The sequence below is a fragment of the Pseudosulfitobacter koreensis genome, assembly GCF_024733015.1.
GTDB classification, from domain to species: domain Bacteria; phylum Pseudomonadota; class Alphaproteobacteria; order Rhodobacterales; family Rhodobacteraceae; genus Pseudosulfitobacter; species Pseudosulfitobacter koreensis.
This window is the reverse complement of sequence record NZ_JANKJG010000002.1, coordinates 81,911-101,122: the sequence shown is the minus strand read 5'-3', so window position 1 is coordinate 101,122 and position 19,212 is coordinate 81,911. Positions and strand designations below refer to the sequence as shown.

The window sequence follows — 19,212 nt, the reverse complement described above, 5'->3', positions numbered from 1 at the left end:
TTCACCTGACCTTACTCGGCCGCGACAGATTTGGCTTCGGGGTAGAGGGCGGCCTTGAACGGTGCCATCCCGAGGCGGCGATAGGTTTGCAGGAACGTCTCCGAGCGGTCCTCGCGGTGGTCAAGGTAGGCATCGACCAGACGTTCGATGGCGGGCACGATGGCGTCGGCGGAAAAGCCGGGGCCTGCGCGCTCGCCGATGGCTGCGGTCTGGGTGTGGTCACCGCCGAGCGTGATCTGGTAGTTTTCCACGCCCGCACGGTCGAGCCCCAGGATGCCGATGTGGCCCACGTGGTGGTGGCCGCAGGCGTTGATGCAACCCGAGATCTTGATCTTGAGCTCGCCGATGTCGTGTTCCAGCTTGAGGTCGTCGAAGCGGGTGGCGATTTCCTGTGCGATGGGGATCGAGCGGGCGGTGGCCAGCGCGCAATAATCCATGCCGGGGCAGGCGATGATGTCCGAGATCAGGTTGATGTTGGCGGTGGCGAGGCCATGCTGTTTCAGCGCGGCATGCACCGCAGGTAGATCGGAGCGGTGGACGTGGGGCAGGATTATGTTTTGCTCGTGGCTGACGCGCAGCTCGTCGTGGCCGTACTTGCGCGCCAGGTCGGCCATCACGCGCATCTGCTCGGCTGTGGCGTCGCCCGGCGTGGCACCGTGCGCCTTGAGCGAAATCGACACGATGCTGTAGCCTTCGGCGCGGTGCGCGGTCAGGTTGGTGTCGGCCCAGGCGCGAAAGATCGGGTCGTCGTTGTATTTCTCGTTGAAGGGACCGACGGATTTCTGCACGAAATCAGGGGCTTCGAACTGGGCCTTGATGCGGGCAAAGTGGTCCTGGTCGACGCCTGCAAAGCTGGGTTTCACCAGTTCAAAGCGCTCCTCGACCAGACGACGGATCTCTTCCAGGCCGACCTCGTGCACGGTGATCTTGATCCGGGCCTTGTACTTGTTGTCGCGGCGGCCGATCTCGTTCCAGACGCTGACGATGCTTTCCAGATAGGGCAGCAGGTCTTCTTCGGGCAGGAAGTCGTGCAGCACCTTGCCGATCATCGGGGTGCGGCCCAGACCGCCGCCCACCAGCACTTCGTAGCCGATCACGCCATCGCGCTCGAGGATGCGCAGGCCGATGTCATGGGCGCGGATCACGGCGCGGTCATTTTCGGCACCGGTCACGGCGACCTTGAACTTGCGCGGCATGAACTGAAATTCGGGGTGGTCGGTCGACCACTGGCGCACCAGTTCGGCGACGGGGCGCGGATCGGCGACCTCGTCCGCGGCGGCACCGGCGAAGTGGTCTGCCGTCACGTTGCGGATGGTGTTGCCCGAGGTCTGGATCGCGTGCATCTGCACCTCGGCCAGCGCGTCGAGCATGTCGGGCACGTCCGCCAGCTTGGGCCAGTTGTACTGGATGTTCTGGCGCGTGGTGAAGTGGCCATAGCCCTTGTCCCATTTCTCGGCGAGGTAGGCGAGCTGGTCCATCTGACGGCTGGAGAGCGTGCCGTAGGGCACGGCCACGCGCAGCATGTAGGCGTGCAGTTGCAGATAGAGACCGTTCATCAGGCGCAGGGGCTTGAACTCGTCTTCGGTCAGGCTGCCGTCCACGCGGCGTTCGACCTGCGCGCGGAACTGGCGGTTGCGCTCGGCCACAAAGGCGGCGTCGAAATCGGTATAGGTATACATCAGTTCAGCTCCGTTTGCTTGCCGTGGGCATAATTCGAGGGGCCCTTGGCGCGGAAGTCCTCGCGGAAGTGGGCGGGTGCGGGGGTACCGTTCGAGGTGTCGACGTCGGCCAGATAGGCACCGACGACTTCGCCGGTTTGCTGTGCGGCCTCGATCAGGCGCAGGTCGGCGTGGGCCTCGTCTGTCAGCACCTCGGCCTCGGCCAGCTGGCGGGTCCAGCCGTCGCGGGTCTGATAGATCACGTCGCCCAGCAGCAGGTGGTTGGCGGTGACGACTTTGGGTGTAAACGGTTTGGGCATCACAGGGCCTCTTGCAGTATTTGAGCGATGGGTTGGGCGGCGGCCGCGCGCGGGGCGAGGCCGTAGAACATGAGGGCGGGGCCGGTCATGTCGGCATCCGTCAAGGTTTGCGGCAGGTCGGCCAGCGTGGTGCCGACGATCCGCTGTTCGGGGCGCGAGGCGTTTTCGATCAGGGTGACAGGCGTGGCGCGGTCGGCGCCGTGCATCATCAGGCGGCCCTGAATGAAGCGCGCGGATTTCTTGCCCATGTAGATCGCGGCGACTTCGCCGGGGCGCGCCAGGGCGCTCCAGTCGTGATCGGCAAAGCCCTTCATGTCGTGGCCTGTCAGGAATCGCACCGACGAGTTGCGGTTGCGTTTGGTCAGGCTTTGCCCGATGGCGGCCACGGCGGCAGAGGCCGAGGTGATCCCCGGCACGATGTGCCAGCTGATCTGTGCGTCACTGACGGCGTCGATCTCTTCGTCGAGACGGCCAAAGACGGTTGCATCGCCCGATTTCAGCCGCACCACCTGCGCGCCGCTGCGGGCATGTTCGACGATCAGCGCGTTGATGTCGCTCTGGGTCATCGAGGGGCCGAAGCCTTCCTTGCCTGCGTCGATCATCACCGCCTCGCGGCGGGCCAGTTCCAGGATGGCCTTGCTGATCAGGCGGTCGTGGATGACCACGTCGGCCTCGTCGAGGGCGCGACGGGCTTTCAGCGTCAGCAGTTCAGGATCGCCGGGGCCTGCGCCGACGAATGCGACGTGACCCTCGCGGGCGGTGCGGGCCAGATGGGTCTCAAGCAGATCGTCCAGTGCGGGGCGCACGGCATCTTCGCCACCCGCCATCGCGCGGGGGCCAGATGTGAAATAGTAGTCGCGCCAGAAATCGCGGCGCGGGCGGCCAAAGGGCAGGGCGTCGGCGGCACCGCGAAACGCCTTGCCGATCCGCGCCAGCGTGCCCAGCGTGGTGGGCAGACGTTCTTCCAGATCGGCCTTGATCGCGCGGGCGAGCACGGGGGCGGCCCCTTCGGTGCCGATGGCCACGGTGACGGGATCGCGGTCGACGATGGCGGGGGTGATGAATTCGCTGTCGTGCAGGTTGTCGACGATGTTGACCAGCGCGCCGCTGGTCTTGGCGATGGCCGCGGTGCGGGCATCTTCGGCGTCGTCTTCGTCGGCGGCATAGAAAAGTGCCGCGCCGATCGTATCGCACTGCTGCAAGGCGCGGCGGTGCAGGACCAGCTTGCCCTCGGACGCCCATGTTTCGATCTGCGCATCGGGGTTGGCGGCAAAGACGTGGATCGTCGCTTGGGATTTCATCAGCAGGCGCAGCTTGGCCAGGGCCGCCTCTCCACCGCCCGAAAGGACGATGCTGCGGCCTTCGGTGGCCAGAAAGATCGGAAAATGGTTCATGGCGCTGCGATCCCGTGCTTCGTTGACTTGACCTTCTATATAGGAAATATTCCCCCAATGACGCCATATGCTCGCGCAGATAAGGACATGCGTTCCAGACTGCAGTGCAAAGGGAACGCCTGTACTGACAAGAGAGGAATGCGCGAATGACTGTTCGCATCGACGACACGGACCGGAAGATTTTGGCGGAACTGCAACGCGATGCCAGCCAGTCGCTGGACGATATCGCCAAAGCGGTGGGCAGTTCCAAGACGCCGGTGTGGAACCGGATTCGCAAATTGCGCGATGGTGGCGTGATCGGTCAGCACACGGTGTTTCTGGACGCCGAGGCGCTGGGGTTCGAGGCCTGTTTCTTTGTGCTGATCCGCACGTCGGAGCATGAAGCCGACTGGCAGGCCAAGTTCCTCAAGGCGCTGAAGGACCGCCCCGAGGTACAGGAAGCGCACCGGCTGGCGGGCGATATCGACTATATCCTGAAGGTCCGGGTGAAGAACGCGCGGGCCTATGACATGTTCTATCAGGCGCTGATTTCCGAGGTGAAGGTGCACAACGTCACGGCGCTGCTGTCGATGGAAGAGATCAAATCGACCACGATGCTGCCGTTATAGGTGCACCATCAGCTGCTCCAGCTTGTGAAAGTGGTAGCTGTCGGCATAGCGGGGGGCGCTGGTTTCCTGCAGGTCGGGGCAGGCGTCGAACAGCGCACTTAGCGCCACCTGCATTTCCAGCCGCGCCAGCGGCGCGCCGACGCAAAAGTGCATGCCGCCGCCAAAAGCCAGATGCGGCGTCGCCTTGCGGTCGGGATCGAAGCGTTCGGGGGCTGGATATACGTTCGGATCGCGCCCCGCAGCGCCCAGCATCAACGCCACCTGATCGCCGGGGTAGAGCGTCTGGTCGCCGACTTGTACCTCTTCGTAGGCATAGCGCGTGAACATGTGCAGGGGCGGATCATAGCGCAGCACTTCCTCGACCACCTGTGGCGTGATCGCGGGCACTGTGTTGTGCAGCAGCGCGTGCACGGCATTGCCCAATGAGTGCACCGTCGCCTCGTGGCCCGCGTTCAGCAACAGGACGCAGGTGCCGATCAGGCTTTGGGTGCTCAGCTTCTGGCCGTCTTCCTCGGCTGCGATCAGCTGCGTGATCAGATCATCGCGCGGATCGTTGCGGCGTGCGTCGATATAGCTGCGCAGAAATTTCGAAAACTCGCGTGCGGCGGTGTTGGCCGCGTCCTCGATTTCGCGGTCGCGGCCCGCCTGATACATCGCCACCATCGCCCCGGACCAGCGCAGCAGGTCGGGGCCCATGTCCTCTGGGACGCCCAGCAGGCGGGCGATGACGCGCACCGGCACTTCGGTGCAATAGGCGGGGATCAGGTCGAAATCGGCATCTTTGGGGAATTCGGCAATCAGATCGGCACAGATTTCTTCGATGTCGCCTTGCAGCGCTGCGATCCGCCGGGACGTGAACGCGCGCAGCACCAGACCGCGCAATTCGGTGTGGCGGGGCGGTTCGTGTTCCAGCATCGAGTGTTCTTCGACCGCGTAGAAATCCCTCAGGTGATCCGGCACCGGCATCCGCAGCTCGTCCGGTATCTCGCGCCCCAGCCGTTTGTCGCGCAGCAGCGCGTGTACGGTCGCATGGTCGAAGGCGGCCAGCATCCCGTAGTCGCTCCAGTAAAGCACCGGCCCGGTGGCACGGGCGGTGTCGTAGAACGTGTAGGGGTCCTGCACGAAGGCGGGGTCGAGCGGGGATTGGTCAAGTGTTATCATGGGGGCACATGATAGCGCGGCTCTGGTCTTTGCAAGGCCGACGTTGGTGAACTGCGGTGTTCAACCCGTTCCATACCATATCGGGCTGGATTTCGACGGGGTGATCCTGTCCGACATGCGGTTGCCGTGGCGCGCTATTCCGACAGCGGTGGATGCGATGACCGAGGGTACCTACGGGGTTCCTGATCCTGATCACCTATATCCCGGCAAACTCGATTATCACGTTGTAGCGGTTTGAAAAGTCTGAGGAAAAGGCTACGCGCAACTTGCGTCGCGGCCTTTTTTGTCAGCTGTCGACCAGGGCGCGGATGATGGGTGTGAAATCCGCAGCCTTCAGACTGGCACCGCCGACCAGCGCACCGTCGACGTTGCCGCATTTGAAGATCTCGGCCGCATTCGCCGGTTTGACCGAGCCGCCATAGAGCAGCCGGATTGCGTTGCCTGCGGCGTCGCCCAGCCGTTCGACCAGATGGGCGCGGATGAAATCGTGCACCTCGTCGATCTGCTTGGTGGTGGCGACGGCGCCGGTGCCGATCGCCCAGATCGGCTCGTAGGCGATGACCAGCCTGTCGCCCGTGGCATCGTCCGGCATCGAGCCTTTCAATTGGCCCGCGATCACGTCCAGCGTCTTGCCTGCCTCGCGGTCAGCCGCGCTTTCTCCGATGCACAGGATCGCGGTCAGACCGGCATCCCAGGCGGCCATGGTCTTGGCGCGTACATCGCTGTCACTTTCACCGCAGGCATCGCGGCGTTCCGAATGGCCCACGATCACATGGGTGGCTCCGGTGTCGGCGATCATCGGGGCGGAGATGTCGCCGGTATGGGCGCCTGACGCGGCACTGTGGCAATCCTGCGCGCCAATGGTCAGGGCGCTGTCGCGGGCAATCTCGCTGGCACGAAACAGCAGCGGGGCAGGCGGACAGATCACGATGTCGGTGTCTGTCGAGCCCGAATGTGTGGTTGCGAGTTCCGAGATCACGCCCAGGGCGGCGCTGTCGCCGTTCATCTTCCAGTTGCCTGCTGCCATCTTGCGCCGCATCGTCATCCCGCCTGTTCATGAGTGCTTTGACACGAGGCTAGCATCGCGGCACGGGGCGGGCAACGTGGGCTTTTGCAGGGGAAATCGCCTAGAAAGCGCTGTCAGCCTTTGACCAGATGCTCGGCCATTTCCTCGGGGTCCGCGAACTTGATCGATTCCCCGCAACCGCAGGCTTCGGTCACGTTAGGGTTGTTGAACTTGAAGCTCGATTCCAGCAGCGAGGTTTCGTAGTCGATCTCGGTGCCGAAGAGGAACATCTGCGCCATCGGCGCGATCAGCACCCGCGCGCCGTCCTGTTCGACAGCCTCGTCGTTGGGGTCCTGTTCGTTCACATATTCCATGGTGTATTCCATGCCTGCACAGCCGCCCTTCTTGACGCCGATGCGCAGCCCCTTGTGACCGTCGGCTGCCATCAGTTTGGCAATCTGCGCTGCGGCGCGGGGGGTGATTGTGACGGCCTGCTTGCCGGGAATGGAAAACATAAACAGAACTCCTTTGGCCACAATGTAGGGGTTGTGCGTCGCAATCTCAAGCTATCGCAGGGTCGCGATCAGGCTTTGTGCGGCAAACCCCCATGCCAGCGCCCAGCCGAAGGACGCGAGGGTGCCGATAATCACGTATTCGCTGGCCTTCTGGTCGCGCGACGCGGTTTCGAATCGCAGGATAGATTTGGCCGCGATCAGAAAGCCGATGCCGGTCGGCTCTCCGATCATCACCATCAGGTAGATCAGCGCGCGCTCCATCAGGCCGATGATGCGGCCCGCATTGTCCAGCCCCTCGATCTGTGCCGCCGCGCGCCAGGGGGCCATCAGCAGACCCACGGCGGGGCCGCCCAGCAGGGTCGCGGCCATCAGACCGCCCAGAAGCACCGCCGGGGCGCGCAATGCGGGCGCGTGGCCTGCCCATAGACCGCCCGCAAAGGCTTCGGGCAGCCACAGCACGGCGGCAAGGATCACCGCAAGATGCGCCAGTTGCGCGCCAAGATAGGCCCAGAGGCTGACAGGCATGCGCGTGGACGCCATTGCGACTGCGACATGGCCCAGTGCCGCTGCCGCCGCCACATGCGCGGCACCGCCCAAGGCTGCCCAAGCCAACGCAAAGACGACAGTTGCGCGCAGGGCCAGCGGGCCACGGAGCAGGTGAAATGCCAGCAACCACGCCAGGGTGAGGGCCAGTGCGGTGTCGATCATGGGAGGTTAAAGCAGCCGAATATGGCTGCTATTGCGGTGTGCAGCCGAATATGGCTGCTTTTTGTGGGGTCAGCCATGTTCCAGCATCTCGCAAACCTCGACCAGGGCCCGGATGCCAGCAGTGTCTTGCAGCCTGTGGATCGTCTGGCGGCTGACCTCGAAGTGGTCGGCCAGCGCATCCTGCGTGGGTGTCGGCACGGCCAGCGAAGCCAATGCGATCTGAGCCTGTCGCACGGTCCAGCGGCTGCTGATGTGATCGGCAAGGGGCAGGGCGGCGCGCAGCGTTGCGGGTGCGAGGTTCGTGGACAGCCGCGCGGTGCGCGCCATTTCGTCCAGCGCGCGGCCGGACGCCACGAAGGCCGGGCCATCGGCATCGGCCAGATCGGTGCCTGTGCCATTTACCGTGCCATCGCCGATGGCCAGACCGATGCGGGTGTCGTGGCCCTTGCCCGTCATCCGCACGCCCGCACGAAAGGCCAGAGCAGCGCGAAAGGCAAAGGGGGCGGCGCAGACCGCCTGCCAGCTGTCGCCGCGTGCGCGGGTCAGGTGCGGGGCCTGATCCTGCCAGCCTGACAAAGCGGCGGCGGCTGCGTCCAAGCCGTCGAATATCTGCGCCAGCCCGCCCGCAGGCAGGGTGGAGGATTTGACGATATCTCCGGTCAGAACGGCCAGGTGCGGCATGGGCAAGGTCCTCTTTGCCGACGTTTGTGCGGGCAAATCCGCGACCTTGCAACTGCCGGGAGCGGGCGCGGGCGAAAAAAGACGGCGTGGGCGGAGGACAGGGGCAATCGGCCCGGCACGAGACGCGAAACGGCATCATGGGTGCGGGCGGTGTTTGCCCGCCCGCACCAGCGAGATCAGATCTGGCCGGTAAAATCACCAGCGACGCCGCGGTCGATTGCAGCCTGGTCCAGCGGATAATCCGTGCATTGTTTCTTGCGCGATGCCGCATCGAAGCGGGCCGCGATCTGCGCGTCAGCGGCGGCAAACTGGCTGCGGATCTTGGCTTCGGCCTCGGCGGAGACGGGGCGCTGTGCCTTCATGGTGGTGATAAAGCTTTCGCGGTATTCGGGGATGCGTTTGCCCCCGCACAGTTTCGCGAAACCCGAGACAACAGCCGCCCCTGCGGTCTTGACGTTCAGGCTGCGATCATAGCTGCCCGGTTCGGGCGGGGTGCCGCATGATGCAAGCAGTGTGGCGGCCAGTGTGGCCAGAATGGTAAAACGCATTTTCTTGTGGTTCCTTGGTGAGTTAATCAGGTCGCCTTACGATCTTGCACAGGATCAAGCTGCCTTCAACCCACGGTGGCCGATTTGCTGTTCAGGGTATCGTGCGCCCCCGGCAAAACCGGACTTGCGACCGCGGCGCGATCCGGCAGGCGCGGCACATGAAAAAGGCCGCCCCCGGTACAGGGACGGCCCGTCATCAGTGCGCAGATGGGGCTGCTTAGAGACCCATGCAGTTGGCGTAGTAGGTCACGGTTGCGGGCCAGTCGGAAAACACGCCCTCGACGCCCACGTCCTGTGCGATCACGTCCAGTGCGACCAGGTAATCGCTGTCGTCGCGGACCACGTCACCGACCGACTGGAAGTACCAGCCGCCACCGGATGCCAGCGGACCCGAGCGTTCCAGCGTCCAGGCGATCAGCTTCAGACCGGCGTCCTTGGCGGCCAGCGCATAGGCGGATGCGGCCATCGCGCCGTTGTCGTCGGTCAGCAGCATGTTCAGCGAGGGGGCCAGATACTGCACGCCTTGCTCTTTCAGCGCGGCGAAATCCTGGGTCCATGTGGCCTTGTCCTGCTCGTCAAAGCCTTCGGACCATTCCACCAGATAGACGGCCTGCTTGCCGAATTCGGGTTCGTTGTTCACCCAGTAGAGCACGTCATCCAGATTGAACGACTGTGCCCAGACGTCCGATGCGGGGATGCCTGCGGCCTTGTATTCGTCGATCATCTTTTGCGCGTAATCGGCCTGGCTGAAACCCTCGTGCGGCATCTCGACCGAGGGGCTTTTCAGTTCGGGGGTGAACTTGGCGCCCATCGACTTGATCAGCTGGATCGATTCCGCGTGGGTCATCACGCGCGCCTTGTCGTTGTAAAGCGCGGTGCGAAAGCCCGCCACCCCGCCCTGATAGGCCTCTGCCGTGGTGGCGGTGGCGTCGGCGCTGTCCATTTTCGGGGTCAGCGTGCGGAACTGCTCAAGAGTCAGTTCGGACGTGCGGCACTCGGCGCTGGCCTTGGTGTCGCCCGACGCAGGGGTGAACCCGGTGGCGCAGGTGTCGGCCAGATCGCTGACCAGAATGTCGGTGGTGGTGTGCAGGTCGTTCTGCGCGTGGCGGCAGACCAGTTCGTGATCCTTGGTAAAGGTCACGTCGCATTCCACGATCCCGGCACCCTGACGCGCACCGGCGATATAGGAGCTGTCGGTGTGTTCGGGGAACATCAGCGCGGCACCGCGGTGCGCGATCGAAAAGGGCGTGGCCGAGGGCGTCTGGCCCATGCAGCTGGCCAGCTTGTCCTTGAGCGCGCCCTCGGGCAGCTTGTCGACCAGATAGGCAGGGCGGGCACCGTAGGACACGGCGGTCATCTGGCTGTGGCCATCGGCAAAGCCCATGGCGGGCAGGGTGGCAAGGGTGGCCGCGATCAATGTGATGCGCATAAAAAAGCTCCGGTTGTCAGATTGTTAACTGCGGGCCTTTTGGAGCGGGAAGGTAACAGAGTGATGATTGATTTGCGACGTTGGTGTGAAATGCCGACCTGGGTCTGACGGCCCGCGTCGGCGCGGGGGGGGGGCGGCCTTATGATCTGGCAGTCACGGCACTGGTTACGGCACTGGTTACCGCGTCGGGCACGGCATCTGTGTCGGCATCGGTGATGTAGAGACGCTCGTATTCCTGAAATTTCTGTTTCAGCCAGTCGACCAGCGCGCGTTTGCGCGGATCGGGGTCGATCGGTCTGGGCGAGATGCAGATATAGCTGGACCCATCCGCCAGAAACCCGAAGGGCGCCGTCAACCGCGCGGTCTGCATCGTGCGCACGACCATGTAAAGCGACATCATCGCGATCCCGTGGCCGTTCTCGGCAGCTTCCAGCGCCAGGAAATGATGCTGGTGCTCGACGTCCAGCGACAAGGTGTCCTTGTGGGTCTTCTCGTCCCATTTAAGCCAGGCGTCGGGCCTGCTTGAGGATCTGATGCGCGTGTGGTTCGCAGGCTCGGACCCCGTGGCAAAGGACCGTTTCAGGCTCATGACGGGGCCGACATATTCCGTGCCGATGGTTTCGATCTCCAGCCCCGGATCGAGATTGAAGTCATCCCGCCGTATGGCCAGATCAATCCCGTGACGGTGAAAATCGACCGGCCCGCCACCGGACAGCACCCGCAGCGCCACGCCGGTTTCCTGTTCGATCATGGGCACCAGCGGCAGCAGGAACTTAAGGCAGATCGTCGGCTCGCAAGAGACAACCAGGGGCGTTTTCGCCTGATCCGGTCCCAACCTGCCGACCAGATTGTCGAGGTCTGCAAACATCTGCATCAGATGCGCGGCCAGTTCGCTTCCTTCGGACGACAGGATGATGCGATTTCCCTGACGGTGAAACAGCGGCAGGCCAAGATTGCTTTCGAGGGTCTTGATCTGCTTGCTGACCGCGCCCTGGGTCACGTTCAATTCGTCTGCCGCCGCCGAAAAACTCTTTCGCCGTGCACAGACTTCGAAGGTGCGCATTGCCTTGAGGCTCCAAGTGTACCGGTAGCGCGTTCTATCCTTCATGACAAAAACTCCGTGGCCTGCATGACGTTAACTCGTTTGTGGTTTCAACCATTCGGCGACAGATTTGGAATGCGACAGACAAAGCCCTACGCGCTCCAAGGAGAAAATGAAATGCAATCGACGACATTACTCAAACAAAAAGCCCCGCCGCCTCAGGGCGGCCGGATTTATTGTGAGAAGCTGGCGAAATACGATTTCGTGCAATTGTCTTCTGACACGTTCCTGCGGGAAATTGGTGATCCTGAACAAAGGGAATTGAATGCGTTCTGCGACAGCTGGAATTCGCTGGAGGTCGATCAATACATGGCGGATGGCGGAACCTACCGCCTGCGCCGACACGGGATCTTTTCGGCGACCAGGGCAGGCGGCGGTGTCGCCCGAGAGAAACACCAGCCGCACTACCAGACAACGGACTTCAACGATCTGAACGGCGGTGTGAAACGGCACTTTGCCCCGATCGAGGATGCCGTGGCCGAAGGCAGGGTGCTGGGTGGCATCCTGTCATTCGCATCGCGGTCCTTTGGCATGCTGTCCCCGATGAACGACTGGCACATCGAGGCGCATCAGTTTCGCATCAACGCGCAGACGACGGGCGGCAAACCCACGCCCGAAGGTGTGCATCGCGACGGGGTCGATTATGTGCTTATGACATTGATCGCGCGCAACAATGTCGTGAACGGGACAACGCGCGTTCTGGATTCCGATCAGAACGAAGTTGCGCAGTTTACCCTGACCGACCCGTTCGAGACGGTCATGGTCAACGACCTGCGGGTTGCACATGGTGTCTCGGCCATCCTGCCTGCCGCCCCCGATATCGAGGGCCACCGCGACATGCTGGTGGTCACCTTCAAACGCAAATAACGAAACCGGCGGCCACCGGCACCCGTCGGTGGCCGTTCCCCCCGTTCATGAAAGGAACGCGCCTTGGATATTGCCCAAGCATGGATCATAGCCACCATTACCTGGCTCGCCGTCATCAGTCCGGGTGCCGATTTCGCGGTGGTCTCCCGAAATTCATCGCTTTTCGGGCAACGTGCCGGGCTTGCATCATCCGTGGGGATCGCCTCGGGGTGCTTCGTTCACATCGCCTATGCGATCCTTGGGCTGGCCCTGATATCGCAGTATTTCCCCGATTTCTTCGAATATGTGCGCATCGTCGGTGCGGGATACCTGATTTACCTCGGCCTTGCGATGGTCAGGTCCAAGGCCGAAGCCGTGCAGAGTGCCCAGATTGCCGACCAGCAGCTGAGCAACTGGCGTTATTTGAGAATGGGTCTTTTGACAAACAGCCTGAACCCCAAGACTTCGCTGTTCGTGATCAGTTTGTACAGCCAGGTGATCGGTCCTGAAACCCCGATGGAGGCGAAACTATTCTGGGGCGTATTCATCGCCGTTTCGCATTTCATCTGGTTCGGCGCTGTCGCGCTATTCATGTCGGCCCCGGCGATCCGGGTGCGGATTTTGCAAAACCAGCGGGCGTTCAATATCGCAATCGGGGCTGTTCTGCTGGCTTTGGGGGCCATTCTTCTGTTCAAGAATGATTTGGGAATATGACCATGGAAAGGCCAACCGCCTTTATTGATCTGGAAGGCGTACTATTTCCCGAAATGTGGCCCGCTATTGCCCAAACGATTGGCGATCCGGCACTCGAGGTCACAACGCGGGACGTGGCCGACTATGGCGCATTGATGGACCGAAGGCTGCGGCTTTTGCGCGCCAACGGTGTCACGCTTGCCGATGTCCAAGGTATCGTCGGCGGTCTGAAGCCGTTGCCGGGGGCGGTCGCGTTCATCGAGGCATTGAGCGCGTTGGCCGATCTGGTGATCGTGACGGATTCCTTTGCGCCGATGAACGCGGCAGCACTGGCGCATTTCCCGGTGGGCCGTGTTTTCACCAATCACCTCGTGACGGATCATGCCGGTTTCGCGTCCGAATGCATCTATTGGCACAAGGGGCAGGGCAAGGCGCGTGTCTACGACGCCGTGCCCGGAACCGGGCCGATCTTTGCGATGGGTGACGGGTTCAACGATCTGGAGATGCTGCGGCGCGCGGATGTGGGCATTCTGTTCGCCCCCTCGGAGGCGACGCGCCGGTCTGCCGCGCAACTGCCCGTGCTCTTGCAGCTTGACCACGCGCTTGCGCGGTTTTCGGAATTTGCGCCGGTGCCGTAAGGCGGTTCTGAATGCGAAGGACGAGCCCCGAATGCAAAGGACGGGGCGCGATACAGGCCGCACCCCCGGCGCGGGGCTTACATGAAGCCCAGTTCCAGCCGTGCCTCGTCCGACATCATTTCCATGCCCCAGGGCGGTTCCCATGTCAGTTCGACGTCGACGGTTTTCACGCCGGGCAGGGGTTCGACCGCATCCGCGACCCATCCGGGCATCTCGCCCGCGACGGGGCAGCCGGGGGCAGTCAGCGACATGATCACACGCACTTCGCCATCGTCCTTGATGTCGATGGTGTAGATCAGGCCCAGCTCGTAGATGTTTACCGGGATTTCGGGGTCATAGACCGTGCGGCAGGCCTCGACGACCGCGTCGTAGAGCGGGTGGTCGGTCGAAGACGGCGCAATCAGCGGCGTCCCTTCTAGCATGTCTTTGGACTGGTCCATATGGCCTCGCTTTGGTTCCTGACCGATTATATAGGGATAACCTGCTCTAGCGTCCAGTGGGGCAGGTCAATGCCTGCCCCTAACCTTTGCGTCTGCGCACCGGCTGCGGCTTTACCCGCGCCTCGATCATATCGTAGAGCATGCCGACAATGTCCTTGCCGGTCGCTTTCTCGATGCCCTCGAAGCCGGGGGAGGAGTTCACTTCCAGAACCTTGGGGCCGGTTTCCGAGCGCAGGAGGTCCACACCCGCCTTGCCCAGACCAAAGGCGCGGGCGGCGCGCAGGGCGGTGTCGCGCTCTTCCTTGGTGATGCGCACGGTCTTGGCCGACCCGCCGCGGTGCAGGTTCGACCGGAAGTCGCCCTCGGCCCCGGTGCGTTTCATGGATGCGACCACCTTGCCGTCGATCACCAGACAGCGGATGTCTTCGCCTGCGGCTTCCTTGACGAATTGCTGCACCAGAAAGTTGGCACGCAGGCCCCGGAATGCGTCGATGACGCTTTCGGCGGCCTTCTTGGTTTCGGCCAGCACGACGCCCTTGCCTTGGGTCGATTCCAGCAGTTTCACGATCAGCGGGGCGGTGCCGACCAGCCCGATCAGGTTGCCGGTGTCCTTGGGCGAGGCGGCAAAGGCGGTGGTCGGCATGCCGATGCGCTTGCTGGCCAGCACCTGGTGCGCGTGCAGTTTGTCGCGGCTGGCGGTGATGCCCGCACTGCCGTTGACGCAATAGGTGCCGATGGTCTCGAACTGACGGATCACTGCGGTGCCGTAGGGCGTGATCGACGCGCCGATGCGCGGCACGATGGCGTCATAGCGCGGCAGGCGCTTGCCGTCGTAGTGTACCTCTGGGGCCATCGTGTTGATCGCCATGTAGCAGCGCGTGGTGTCGATCACCTCGACGGTGTGGCCGCGCGCCTCACCGACTTCGACCAGACGCTTGGTGGAATAGTTGTCCTCGCGGCTGAGCACGGCAATGCGCAGCGCGCGCTGGGGGGCGGCATGGCGCACGGCCGCGGAATGATAGACGTCATAGCTGAGGTCCGGTTGCAGACGCTTTTCGGTCGCGGTGATCGAGATGTGGTCCTGCAGCGCCTGACGGCCCAGCAACATGCGGCTGGTCATGCTCGAGCGATCGGTCAGCGTGACTTCGATGGGCCAGGACTGGCCCGCAACCTCAAGCTGGGTCTCGATCACATAACGCAGTTCGGATTCGCCGTTGGACGAGGTGACCTCGCGGCGGTCCTTGATCTCGGCCGAGCAGGTGACCTGCACCTGCGCCTGACCCGCGACGGGGTAGACGTTGAACCGCACTTTCGGTCTCGAGGCGGGGCCGAACACTTCGATGTCGTGGGCATGCAGCGCGGATGTGCGTGCGCCGGTGTCGATCTTGGCCTTGAGGGCGGGCAGACCCAGATCGGGGAGGCCGATCCATTCTTCCCAGCCGAAATGCAGACTGTCCATTGGTAACTCCTGTCAAAGGCGGGCGGCGCCAGTCTGGCGCGGCATGTGTATCAGAGATGTGAAAAGGGTGGCGATCAGGCCCTGGTGCCTTTTGCGGCAGCTTTCAAAGCTTCGACGGCGAGGCGTCCGGGGTCCATGAAATGATCTATCATGACCGGCGTTGCAAGCGCATAGGCGTCACGCAAGGGCAGATCGCGGTGAGCTGTCAGGGCGGCCTTGCCGTGGGCGATGGGACCTGGATTGCGACCGGCCAGCGTCGTGGCAAAGGCCGCGGTTTCGGTGGTCAGGGTTTCGGGCGAAAAGACGCGGTTGAACAGCCCCGCCGCCTGCGCCCAGTCCGCACCAAGCGGGGTGCCGGACAGCGCCAGTTCCATCATGTGCTTTGGCCCCACGTTGCGCGAGACCGCGACTGAGGGTGTGGTGCAAAAGCCGCCGTTGGTCACGCCGGGCAGGCAGACCGTGGCGGCATTGCTGGCAAAGGCCAGATCGCAGGAGGCCACCAGTTGCAGGCCCGCCGCCGTGGCGATGCCGTCGACCATGGCGATGGTTGGCTTGGGGAACTGGCCCAGCGTCAGCATCATCTCGGCGCAGGCCTCGAACAGCTCGGTCAGGAACGCGCGGCCCTGATCCGGGTCGTCACGGTGGCGGGCGATTTCCTTGATGTCGTGGCCCGCGCAGAAGATCCGGCCCGGTCCTGACAGCACCACGACGCGCACGCCGTCATCTGCCGCAAGGTCAGCCAGTGCCCTGTGCAACGCCCCGATCATCTCAAGCGACAGGGCATGGGCCGCACCACCCCCAAGCGTCAGCGTCGCCACGCCATCGGTCACGTCGCAGGTGACAAGGTCGGGGGTCTGCATCTGGTTCATGGCGGGTCCTTCTGGCGGCGCGCGGGGCTTTGGTTGACCTATCATTGCATGCGCAGCAAACCTGCGCAAACGCATGGTCTGGCGCGATCAGCCCTGCGCTAAGCCTCGGGGCGGTCGCGCATCTGTTCGGGCGGCAGCATCGTGACGTCCAGACCGTCGAGTTCGCGGGCCTTCTTCATCAGCATTTCGCGGAATTCGCATTCCATCTGCCAAAACGTGCCAGGGTTGGGGGTGGGCAATTCGAAGCGTACTTGCTGGCCGTACATGTTCTGCTCGAGCACGCGCACGTTGGCGCCCTCCACGGGGCCTACGTCGCGGGCATCTTCGCCGCTTTCGATACCGTTGTCGCGTTCTTCGATCCATTTCAGGAAACAGCTGCGCAGCGCGTCGACATCCGCCGACTGGCTGAGCGTCAGGATGATGGGCCGGACCATGCCGACCTCTTCGATCGACCAGTTTTCAAACGCGTCCGACACGAAATAGGACACCGGCACGACCAGCCGATTGCCGTTCCAGATCCTGAGCTGGACATAGGTGAAGTGGATACGCTCCACCGTGCAAAAGCTGCCCTCGAACAGCAGCTGGTCCCCGATCCGCGCCGAGCGATTCAGCGCGATCTGGCAGGCGGCCAGAATATTGCCCAGCACCTCGCGGGCGGCGAAACCGATGATCAGCGTGACCGCACCAGCAGAGGCCAGCAGCGACAACCCCAGCGAGCGGGTGTGCGTGACCTGCGACAGGAACACGCCGGTGCCCAGCAGCACCGCGCTGACGACGACGAACTTGCGCAGGCCCGAAATGGTGGTCGCCATGCTGCGCAGGTGGATGTTCTCGGGGTCGGCCAGTTCGTGCGGGTCTTTCTGCGTCACGCGGTCAAAGATGACGTCTATCACCAGCACCAGACCAAGCGTCGCGCCGAAGATGTAGCCGGTGATGATCACGGGCGACAGCCATTGCCCGACGGTGCCCGACACGATCAGCACGTTCTGTGTGAGAAAGCTGATGAACGCGGTGGTGACAAGGACCGTCGCAGGCCAGCGCAGTGCGCGCAGCATCCGCTGATAGAGCGGGCGGTGCCAAAGCTGTGCGGCCCAGCCGACGCCGTGCAGGGTCTGCCAGCCCAGGAACAACGCCACCAGCATCGCGAAGGGCAAGAGGATCACTTCCCAGCGATACAGTCCGCCAAATCCGCGTTCGCGCGACCATTCGGGCAGCATCTTTTCCAAATCTGTCGGGCCGTAGAGATTGAAAAGCGGTGCGATGTTGCCCACGGATTGTGCCGAGATGACCCAGACGGGTTCGCGGTTTGCAGGCTTCACGCGGTTCAGGCGCAGGCTGACGTTGTGGTCCTGCATCTCGAGCGCGTCGAGCAGGATCGACCGACGCACGCGGCCCACGGCCTCATTGTCGGTCGTGCCGGTCAGCCAGCCGTCGGGCCGGTCTGGCAATTCGTCCCATGGCAGGATGACCTTACGGTTCAGCACGCTGCCCAGTTGGCGGGCCAGCACCGGGCCGCGCTCGGACTGCCTCTCGGGGGGAATGGCGGACAGGTCCAGCAGATGGGCCGCCGCATCATAGTTTTCATGCCGCAGGTAGAATTGCAGGCTTTCGACTGCACCCAAGGGTGTATCGCGCTGAATGTCGGCGGGGGGCGGGGCTAGCCCTGCGTTCAGGCGGCTGATCTCGAACCACGGCTCCTGCGCCTTGGCGGCCAAGGGCAGCAGGCTGAAAACAGCGGCCCACAAAAGCAGGGCCAGACGGAGGAGCGTCGCGGTCATGTGCATCGGATTTCACTTAGAGCTGTCCGGGCGGGGTCAAGACCGCAGCAGATGATTGTCTGCGCCCGCCGACTGTCTTATAGCGCGCGCATGAGCACATTTTCCTTCGATCTTGCCGCCACTGACGGGCGCGCGCGCACCGGCACCATCCACACCCCGCGAGGCGATATCCGCACGCCGGCCTTCATGCCCGTGGGCACCGCCGCCACGGTCAAGGCGATGCTGCCCGAAAGCGTGGCAGCCACCGGTGCCGATATCCTGCTGGGCAATACCTATCACCTGATGTTGCGCCCCACGGCGGAACGCATCGACCGGCTGGGCGGGCTGCACAGGTTCATGAACTGGGACAAGCCGATCCTGACCGATTCAGGTGGCTTTCAGGTGATGTCTCTGGCGGCCTTGCGCAAGCTGACCGAGAAGGGCGTGACCTTCAAAAGCCATATCGACGGATCGCGCCACGAGATCACGCCCGAACGCTCGATGGAGATACAAAAGCTGCTGGGGTCGGACATCGTGATGTGTTTCGACGAATGCCCCGCACTGCCTGCCGACAAGGCGCGGATCGCCGAAAGCATGCAACTGTCAATGCGGTGGGCCGAGCGGTCGCGCGATGCCTTCGGGGATCGTCCGGGTCATGCGCTGTTTGGCATCCAGCAGGGTGGGTTGGAGGAAGATCTGCGCGCGGAAAGCGCCGAGGCACTGACCGGGATCGGCTTTGACGGCTATGCGGTGGGCGGTCTGGCCGTGGGCGAGGGGCAGGAGGCGATGTTCGGCTGTCTGGATTTTGCCCCCGAACAATTGCCGCAGGACAAGCCGCGTTACCTGATGGGCGTGGGCAAGCCCGACGACATCGTGGGGGCCGTGGCGCGCGGCATCGACATGATGGACTGCGTGCTGCCCTCACGCTCGGGGCGCACCGGGCAGGTGTTCACCCGCCACGGCGTGCTGAACATCAAGAACGCCCGCCATCAGGACGATCCGCGCCCGATCGACGATGCCTGCACGTGCCCTGCCTGCTCGAACTACTCGCGCGCTTATCTGCACCACGTGTTCCGCAGTCAGGAAATGATCAGCTCGATGCTGCTGACATGGCACAACCTGCACTACTTCCAGCAGCTTATGGCCGGAATGCGGGGGGCCATCGCGGCAGGCACGTTTGACGCATGGCAGGCGGAGTTCCACGCAAATCGTGCGGGCGGCGACATCGAGCAGTTGTGATGTATCTGCGCGAAAGCTGCCATTAGCGCGGTTTTCGCGTCAAAACCGGCTGTTTCACGCAAAAATTCCGAACAGTTTGCAAGGTCCCATTGCACAGGCCCCAACACCCCGTCATGGTCGAACCTTGAAACAGGCCGTGGT

The 19,212-nt window shown here is 63.2% G+C and carries 21 protein-coding genes; 6 read left to right on the top strand and 15 right to left on the bottom strand.

The features are described 5' to 3' along the window. Positions 1–11: 11 nt before the first annotated feature. From NTA49_RS03595 to cysG, 3 genes are read right to left on the bottom strand one after another with little or no spacing between them, the layout of a single operon-like run. Positions 12–1,679: a nitrite/sulfite reductase gene (locus tag NTA49_RS03595; protein ID WP_258293288.1), complete on the bottom strand. Its 1,668-nt coding sequence runs from the start codon at positions 1,677–1,679 to the stop codon at positions 12–14. Next, complete coding sequence (locus NTA49_RS03590; RefSeq protein ID WP_258293287.1) at positions 1,679–1,978, bottom strand: DUF2849 domain-containing protein; 300 nt, start codon at positions 1,976–1,978, stop codon at positions 1,679–1,681. Before NTA49_RS03590 ends, NTA49_RS03595 begins: the two co-directional genes overlap by 1 nt. Then, positions 1,978–3,372, bottom strand: a complete 1,395-nt coding sequence (gene cysG / locus NTA49_RS03585) for a siroheme synthase CysG (RefSeq protein ID WP_258293286.1) — start codon at positions 3,370–3,372, stop codon at positions 1,978–1,980. Before cysG ends, NTA49_RS03590 begins: the two co-directional genes overlap by 1 nt. Positions 3,373–3,518: 146 nt before the next feature. On the opposite strand from cysG, the gene NTA49_RS03580 reads away from it, so the two are divergent. Next, complete coding sequence (locus NTA49_RS03580) at positions 3,519–3,980, top strand: Lrp/AsnC family transcriptional regulator (protein ID WP_258293285.1); 462 nt, start codon at positions 3,519–3,521, stop codon at positions 3,978–3,980. On the opposite strand, the gene NTA49_RS03575 is transcribed toward NTA49_RS03580, so the two are convergent. Then, positions 3,975–5,141, bottom strand: coding sequence for a cytochrome P450 (locus NTA49_RS03575; protein WP_258293284.1), 1,167 nt, complete (start codon positions 5,139–5,141; stop codon positions 3,975–3,977). The two genes, NTA49_RS03580 and NTA49_RS03575, sit on opposite strands and share 6 nt — an antisense overlap. Between NTA49_RS03575 and NTA49_RS03570 the strand changes: the two genes are divergently transcribed. Beyond that, complete coding sequence (locus NTA49_RS03570) at positions 5,140–5,379, top strand: hypothetical protein (protein ID WP_258293283.1); 240 nt, start codon at positions 5,140–5,142, stop codon at positions 5,377–5,379. The genes NTA49_RS03575 and NTA49_RS03570 overlap by 2 nt on opposite strands. 48 nt (positions 5,380–5,427) lie before the next feature. Here the strand turns inward: NTA49_RS03570 and tpiA are convergent, their stop codons facing one another. The 7 genes from tpiA to NTA49_RS03535 all read right to left on the bottom strand — a co-directional run bounded on the left by tpiA (position 5,428) and on the right by NTA49_RS03535 (position 11,136). After that, positions 5,428–6,180: a triose-phosphate isomerase gene (gene tpiA / locus NTA49_RS03565; protein WP_258293282.1), complete on the bottom strand. Its 753-nt coding sequence runs from the start codon at positions 6,178–6,180 to the stop codon at positions 5,428–5,430. Positions 6,181–6,281: 101 nt separating this feature from the next. Next, positions 6,282–6,662 carry a HesB/IscA family protein gene (locus NTA49_RS03560; RefSeq protein WP_258293281.1) on the bottom strand — a complete coding sequence of 127 codons (381 nt, stop codon included), beginning with the start codon at positions 6,660–6,662 and terminating at the stop codon, positions 6,282–6,284. A 51-nt stretch (positions 6,663–6,713) separates the two neighbouring features. Next, positions 6,714–7,370: a hypothetical protein gene (locus NTA49_RS03555; RefSeq protein ID WP_258293280.1), complete on the bottom strand. Its 657-nt coding sequence runs from the start codon at positions 7,368–7,370 to the stop codon at positions 6,714–6,716. 69 nt (positions 7,371–7,439) lie between these two features. Further along, positions 7,440–8,051, bottom strand: coding sequence for a hypothetical protein (locus NTA49_RS03550; protein ID WP_258293279.1), 612 nt, complete (start codon positions 8,049–8,051; stop codon positions 7,440–7,442). Positions 8,052–8,227: 176 nt separating this feature from the next. After that, the gene (locus NTA49_RS03545; protein ID WP_258293278.1) at positions 8,228–8,599 is read right to left on the bottom strand and encodes a hypothetical protein; all 372 of its coding nucleotides are present in this window, start codon (positions 8,597–8,599) and stop codon (positions 8,228–8,230) included. Positions 8,600–8,816: 217 nt separating this feature from the next. Next, positions 8,817–10,028 carry a glycerophosphodiester phosphodiesterase family protein gene (locus tag NTA49_RS03540; protein WP_258293277.1) on the bottom strand — a complete coding sequence of 404 codons (1,212 nt, stop codon included), beginning with the start codon at positions 10,026–10,028 and terminating at the stop codon, positions 8,817–8,819. Between the two features lie 139 nt (positions 10,029–10,167). Then, positions 10,168–11,136, bottom strand: coding sequence for a LysR family transcriptional regulator (locus NTA49_RS03535; protein WP_258293276.1), 969 nt, complete (start codon positions 11,134–11,136; stop codon positions 10,168–10,170). A 111-nt stretch (positions 11,137–11,247) separates the two neighbouring features. Here NTA49_RS03535 and NTA49_RS03530 point away from each other — a divergent pair, with 111 nt between their 5' ends. The 3 genes from NTA49_RS03530 to thrH all read left to right on the top strand — a co-directional run bounded on the left by NTA49_RS03530 (position 11,248) and on the right by thrH (position 13,307). Beyond that, positions 11,248–11,997 (top strand): 2OG-Fe dioxygenase family protein, encoded by a 750-nt coding sequence (locus NTA49_RS03530; protein ID WP_258293275.1) that lies wholly within the window; start codon positions 11,248–11,250, stop codon positions 11,995–11,997. A 63-nt stretch (positions 11,998–12,060) separates the two neighbouring features. Further along, the gene (locus NTA49_RS03525; protein ID WP_258293274.1) at positions 12,061–12,690 is read left to right on the top strand and encodes a LysE family translocator; all 630 of its coding nucleotides are present in this window, start codon (positions 12,061–12,063) and stop codon (positions 12,688–12,690) included. A 2-nt stretch (positions 12,691–12,692) separates the two neighbouring features. Beyond that, entirely contained in the window at positions 12,693–13,307 is a 615-nt protein-coding gene (thrH, locus tag NTA49_RS03520) for a bifunctional phosphoserine phosphatase/homoserine phosphotransferase ThrH (protein WP_258293273.1), read from the top strand. Between the two features lie 77 nt (positions 13,308–13,384). On the opposite strand, the gene NTA49_RS03515 is transcribed toward thrH, so the two are convergent. The 4 genes from NTA49_RS03515 to NTA49_RS03495 all read right to left on the bottom strand — a co-directional run bounded on the left by NTA49_RS03515 (position 13,385) and on the right by NTA49_RS03495 (position 17,853). Further along, positions 13,385–13,747 (bottom strand): SUF system Fe-S cluster assembly protein, encoded by a 363-nt coding sequence (locus NTA49_RS03515; RefSeq protein ID WP_258293272.1) that lies wholly within the window; start codon positions 13,745–13,747, stop codon positions 13,385–13,387. Between the two features lie 79 nt (positions 13,748–13,826). After that, a complete protein-coding gene (gene rimK, locus NTA49_RS03510) occupies positions 13,827–15,206 on the bottom strand; it encodes a 30S ribosomal protein S6--L-glutamate ligase (protein ID WP_261368120.1) in 1,380 nt (459 codons plus the stop codon). 74 nt (positions 15,207–15,280) lie between these two features. Continuing rightward, a complete protein-coding gene (locus tag NTA49_RS03500; protein ID WP_258293271.1) occupies positions 15,281–16,075 on the bottom strand; it encodes an enoyl-CoA hydratase-related protein in 795 nt (264 codons plus the stop codon). Positions 16,076–16,173: 98 nt separating this feature from the next. Next, on the bottom strand, positions 16,174–17,853 hold the full coding sequence (locus NTA49_RS03495; protein WP_258293270.1) for a mechanosensitive ion channel family protein: 1,680 nt from the start codon (positions 17,851–17,853) through the stop codon (positions 16,174–16,176). A gap of 90 nt (positions 17,854–17,943) precedes the next feature. Between NTA49_RS03495 and tgt the strand changes: the two genes are divergently transcribed. Continuing rightward, the gene (gene tgt / locus NTA49_RS03490) at positions 17,944–19,071 is read left to right on the top strand and encodes a tRNA guanosine(34) transglycosylase Tgt (protein WP_258293269.1); all 1,128 of its coding nucleotides are present in this window, start codon (positions 17,944–17,946) and stop codon (positions 19,069–19,071) included. Positions 19,072–19,212: the final 141 nt, after the last annotated feature.